Origin of the sequence: Paenibacillus sp. PsM32 (genome assembly GCF_030433815.1) — a bacterium.
In the GTDB taxonomy this organism is placed as follows: Bacteria; Bacillota; Bacilli; order Paenibacillales; family Paenibacillaceae; genus Saccharibacillus; species Saccharibacillus kyungheensis.
This window is the reverse complement of the sequence record NZ_JARUWY010000032.1, coordinates 1-3569: the sequence shown is the minus strand read 5'-3', so window position 1 is coordinate 3569 and position 3569 is coordinate 1. Positions and strand designations below refer to the sequence as shown.

Sequence of the window (3569 nt, the reverse complement as noted above, 5' to 3'; positions counted from 1 at the left end):
AATAACTATGAATTATTTGGAGGAAATGATGACAGAATCATTATCAAAAAATCAAAAAAAAATTCAAATTAAAATTGAAGATTCTCTTTTATCAGATCAAAATAAAGTATTACATTTATATGGAGAAGTTGGATCCGGAAAAACATATTTAATTAAACAGTCGATTAATAATATAAAAAAATACGAAGATTGGACTGTATATTATATAGAAGGAAAATCGGAGTTGACAGATTCTTTTTCTACTATTGCTTTTGCAAAAGAAGTCACAGCACCAATGTTAGAAAATACTGGAATAAGTTTCAATATAACTGGTATTATTCCAAAAATAATTAGTGCGGGATTAAGTAGTACTTTTAAAATACGTCAAGAGTTTGATCCTAAAATAAATTTTTTTGTAAATAAATTAAAAAAACTAACTACTTCTAATATTGTTATCGTTGCAGATAACTTTCATTACTGGGATTCTGCTTCTCAAGGATTTCTAATGTCTTTGAGAAACAGTTTTGCTAAATTAGCCAGAAATAAAAATTTGAAAATTATACTGATTACTGATACAAATAAAGAAAATTATACTTCTAAAATATTATATAGTGATTTATTGAAACTAAATCTAAAGCTTCCTAATACAGATGATATACCGGAAATTTTAAATTTAATGGGTTATAAAGATATTAATTTTGAATTAGACGAGTTATCACGTATTATGTCTGCGACTGGTGGAAATATGCATTTTCTAAAGTTTTTAATTGAAGGGTATTATCTATCTAAGCCTACTGATTTTGCCACTGATACTACAATGTTTGATATGACTAAATTACTGGAACTTAGATTAGAAGCATTTGGGGAGAAACAGAAAGAGTTTTCAAAAATATTGCAAATATTATCTATTTTAAGTGAAGATTTTGAAAGTAAAGAAATAAAGTACTTATGTTCAGAAATAGCTGATATTGATGAATTTCTTGAACTTTCATGTGAGAGATTTTTCTTACAAAAAAGCAATGAATTTTCATTTTCAAACGAACTTATGAAAAAATTGTTTTATCAACAATTAGAAGATAAAAAATTAACATTGCATAGTAAATACGCAGAATATTTACAAAAAAATAGACCTGATAAATACCTCAATAGGGCATTTCATTTATCATTAGCAGATACAAAAAAACAAAAATCCAATGAAATAATTGGGTTACTTACATTGGCTTATTTTCGAAATTTGGAAAGAAGTAATAATATTGCTGACTGTGAATATATATTTTCAAAATTAAAAGAGATAGTAGATAAAGATTCTAAATATGAGACGCAAAAACAATTTAAAAACTTTCTAAATTTAAAATTAGCATATGAGTTATATATCAAAGAAGAGTATAAAAAATCGCATGATATATTAAATACAATATTAAATGGTTCTATTTTATTCAACTCTGAAGTATTAAGAATAAGATTATTAGTATCATTAATGTTAAATATGGATACAAAAAATGTTGAGAATTCTGTTAAACAAATTTCTTTTTCCTTAGAATATTTAAAAAATAATGAAAAAGAACAGTGGTCTCAATGCGCTTTCGTATTATTTTCTACGTATTCAAATAAGTTAAGTGATTATGATAATAGTGAAAAAATCGCACATGAATTAAGACAATTTGTTAATGAAAATTCTGAGATAGAATTATACAATTATATGAACCAAATTATAAATAGAAAATCTTTTATATTTGAAACTATATTACTTTCTAAAACTCATGTTGAAGATAGTGTAGAGTATTTTCAAAGAATTGAAGATTATACTCAATATTATTTTTCGCTTTGTAATTATTCAGGCATTTTATTAGTTTTAGGAGAGTATGATAAGAGTATATCGCATTTGCAAGCTTGTTTGAATCTAATTAAGACATATGATTATATTACTTTCCCTGCACATCAAAAAATCTACAATAATTTATTTTTAGCAGAATTTTTGGTGACTTTTAGAGGAAGTAAATTTCTTGATTCGGAAAAACTAGATATTACTATTAAAAAATTTAAAAATGAGATTTCTGACATACCTAGCGAGAAAGACGCTATCATGTATATAAATTTAATAAATTTATATATTATTAAGAAAGAATATTCAACGTGTCATAATTTATTATACGTTCTTAAAAAGAATATACTTTTAGATAATCAAGATAGTTTTTATGATTATTATATTAATAATATATATGTGGCTTTAAACATTGTTCAAGAAAATTGGTCAGAAGCCGAGTTATATATTGAAAAGTTAATAAATATATTTCCTGAATTTCACAAAAAGAATGCCAAAAAAATATATCATAGAAATGATGTTCTAAAGCAACTTATAAAACAAAGAATATGTTTAGAACCAGTTCAACTTGATGATTGGTGTTTAAATAATTCTGAAAAAGAAGATATTGGTTCGCAATTCTATTCAAGATTATTTTTATTTTCGGATCTCCAATTTTCTTCTTTATAAGAACTTGTTCTCAATATTATTAGCTACTATGTTAATGATAGAACTATAAATATCTTTATTTTTAAAACCTATTTTTTTAAATGCAAAATCGAAAGAACTATGTTCAGTTGTATATGGAGAACTTGCAATATCAATCAAATAAGGTACTCCACTATTTGTAATCCTAAAATCAATTCTTCCGTAATTTTCTAAACCTACAAGATTTGCAACTAAATTTGAAATGGTTCTTATTTTGTCAACTATATTAGATTCAAATTTATCTTCTAGTGCATAAAATCCATAGTTATTATTATTAGAATAATCAGATGTTAAAATTCTAGATTCTAAATTCATTTTACCTTCTATTGAAATTCCTACTGGTTCTAAAGTATACACTTTATCACTAATAAGCAGTGGAACTTCACATTCAAATCCATCAATAAATTCTTGAATTAAAATAGAGTTTTTTATATCTTTTTGAAAATTAAACTTATAATTTTTATCGTATATTTGAATAGAGGATGAATCGAGTCCAATACTTGCAGATTCGTGCATAGGTTTAATTAGAATTTGTGTTCCATGAGGAGGTTCTTGATTATTTAACCAACTGCCATCACTATTATAGATCCAACTTCTAGGAGTATTTATTTCATGACTAGACAAATATTTAGTGTACATGTACTTAGATCGACAGAAAGATGTTACTAAAGCGTTAGAACCTGTATACGGTATAGACAATAAATCACAAAAAGAAGGAATCAATGATTTTTTTCCTATATGATTTCCATGTCTAGTTAAATTATAAATAATTTTACTATTTTTATAATAGGATTCTGCTAATGTTTTGGTGATAAATTCAAACTCATTAAAAAAAGATTCAACATAATAACCTGAAGATTGTATTCCTTTTAATATTTCTGCATACTCTTGATCTGAGAAAAATTCATTATTTTCTGAATAATTTATGGATTGATTATTTATTGCTCTTGTTTTAGAACGAGTATTTGTCAAAAGAATAATATCATAATCTTTTTGTACAAGTTTTGATTGTTCTAACAATTTTTCAATATACTTTTCAACTTCATTCATCATCATTTCCTCCAAATAATTCATAGTTATT

At 24.6% G+C, this 3569-nt stretch carries 2 protein-coding genes; one reads left to right on the top strand and one right to left on the bottom strand.

Annotated features, from left to right (window positions below; all coding sequences use genetic code 11):
• Positions 1-28: 28 nt before the first annotated feature.
• Positions 29-2470 (top strand): ATP-binding protein, encoded by a 2442-nt coding sequence (locus tag QCD85_RS23585; protein WP_301264079.1) that lies wholly within the window; start codon positions 29-31, stop codon positions 2468-2470.
• Here the strand turns inward: QCD85_RS23585 and QCD85_RS23580 are convergent.
• The coding region (locus tag QCD85_RS23580) for a hypothetical protein (RefSeq protein ID WP_301264078.1) at positions 2465-3569 on the bottom strand (1105 nt) is incomplete at its 5' end. The genes QCD85_RS23585 and QCD85_RS23580 overlap by 6 nt on opposite strands.